The sequence below is a fragment of the Pseudomonas sp. NY15354 genome (assembly GCF_048068075.1).
GTDB classification, from domain to species: Bacteria; Pseudomonadota; Gammaproteobacteria; order Pseudomonadales; family Pseudomonadaceae; genus Aquipseudomonas; species Aquipseudomonas guariconensis_C.
Map to the genome: position 1 here is coordinate 1 of NZ_JBLUPV010000062.1, position 1971 is coordinate 1971.

The window sequence follows — 1971 nt, forward strand, 5'->3', positions numbered from 1 at the left end:
CAATCGGATCAAGGTCATCAAACGGATGGCTTACGGCTACCGGGACAGCGAATTCTTCTTCATGAAGATCAAGAATGACTTTCCCGGCAATCCGTGAAGAACCTAAAAAAAGGCACCTGGGTGACCAGGTGCCTTTTGCGTGTTTGGTGGAGCCGGGGGGATTTGAACCCGCGTCTAACCCTTGATTATCGCGGGCTGCAGCATCAAGGCTGCCATAATGTTGTCATTGTACGGGAGGTAACACGCTCATGGACGCCCAGGCTCGCAACTGAACCTCGGGAAAGCTCTTGGTGATGCCTTTGAAAATTTGCTTATAGACTGCGGAGTCCTCGCGCCCGAGAATGCCCGCAGCGTACAGGTTTCTATAGGTTTCGCCTCCAGCTTTCTTGTGTTTTTCAAAAAAACGCAGGGTCGTCACATCTGCATATATCTCCGCCTTCACTAGACTTACTGTCATATTTGACATGTTGAAATTCTTCTGTAGGTACAAGTCCTTAGCGTGCATTAACTCGTGATGAAGCAGAACTGTTTGTAGAGCCCAGTAGATATTCGGAGCTTCAACCTCTGTAATTCCAGCGGGTGCTTGATCAAGAAATATGGCGGTTCCTAAAATGTCGTTCTTGACGTAATTCGTAGCGAATCCTCCAGCGTTGGCCATGGTATATCCGACTTCGCTTAAGGATGGTATTGAAGGGTCTTTGAAACGAAGAATTGAATCAAACTCAATTCCTGCTTCCCTCAGGCTCTCTTCGGGCGGCTTCGAAAAAGAGGTGGATTCGATAAAGCTGACCTGTGCATTCAACTCTGGATATATGTTGGCGACCGCATAGAAAAGCTCCTTAGTTTCCAGGCTTTGTTCCAACGTGCTTACCCCCTTTTTCCGTTTGAGCTGATGACCAAAATTTTTCTGCTTTGAATCCCGCTTCAACGTCTGCTGATGGCATCCATCGACCATAGACGCGGGCTATCATGGTCCAGTCAGTATGCCCCATTTGCTTGACTACCCACATCGGGTGCTCTCCTGCCGAAAGCATCATCGATGCGTAGGTGTGCCTGGTCTGGTAGGGGCGCCGATACCGGACCCCGGCCTTCTTCATTGCGGGGTGCCACATAGTTTTGCGTATCGGCTGATCGCCGGCCCAGCGCTCGAGGGTGCGCGGGTTCTGAAAAACCTCTTTGTCAGCCAGAAAGGTATGCTCTTTCTGCGCCTTGAGCGCTTCCATGGCGGGGCGCAACAGCTTCACTGAACGCCGGCCTGCCGCCGTCTTGGTCACCTCGGCTTCTCCGCCTGCGGCTTGGGTCATTGCGCGGCTGATCATCACCTCACCCCGCACCCAGTCCACATCACCCCAATCCAGCGCAACCAGCTCGCTTGTCCGAAGACCAGTCCAGAGCGCGAACTGCACCATGTTTCTGGCCTGGCTGCTAAGGGCAGCCAGAATTGCCTGCTGCTCTTCTGGTGTGAACGGGTCCACGTCGTCCTCCTTCGGCGGAGCCTCCTTCCGGGCGTATGTCCAGCCGGCCAGCGGGTTCGTATCGAGCAGTTCCTCGTCGACCGCGTCGTTGAGAGCGGACCGCAGGCAGCTTTGGATATTGCTCAGGGTCTTGTTGCCGACCTGTAGCTTGTCCAGCCAGTCTTTGATCGTCTTCCGCTTGAGCGCTGGGACAAGGTGGTGGCCCAGGGCAGGTACAAGCCGCAACTCCACGATTTTTCGATAGCCTTCGAAAGTGCTGCTGGAGATGTGCTTCTTCTTTGCATCCAGCCACTTGGTTAAGTAGCCACCAACCGTTTCCTGGCTGGTTTCCGGGGCGAACTTGGCAGCCCTGGGGGAGCCCGGGAACGTGACGGAATAGTCGAACGTGAATCGCCCCTGGTTTTCTAGACACTCTCCAAGCTCAGGAAATAGCGTTTCTCATACTCTACTGGAGACAGCTGCATAGCACTGCTGTGTCGGCGTTTAGGGTTATAGA

2 protein-coding genes and 1 pseudogene are annotated in these 1971 nt (G+C 53.6%); 1 reads left to right on the plus strand and 2 read right to left on the minus strand.

From position 1 onward, the window contains the following. A partial coding sequence (locus ACNFCH_RS25770; protein ID WP_416742713.1) for a transposase occupies positions 1-97 on the plus strand: 97 nt, incomplete at its 5' end. Between the two features lie 126 nt (positions 98-223). Here ACNFCH_RS25770 and ACNFCH_RS25775 read toward each other — a convergent pair. Both ACNFCH_RS25775 and ACNFCH_RS25780 read right to left on the minus strand, forming a co-directional pair. Beyond that, positions 224-862, minus strand: a complete 639-nt coding sequence (locus ACNFCH_RS25775; protein WP_416744486.1) for a hypothetical protein — start codon at positions 860-862, stop codon at positions 224-226. Beyond that, positions 840-1862, minus strand: a pseudogene (locus tag ACNFCH_RS25780) (site-specific integrase); the annotation flags it as partial. The pseudogene ACNFCH_RS25780 and the gene ACNFCH_RS25775, both read right to left, overlap by 23 nt. Between the last annotated feature and the right edge of the window lie 109 nt (positions 1863-1971).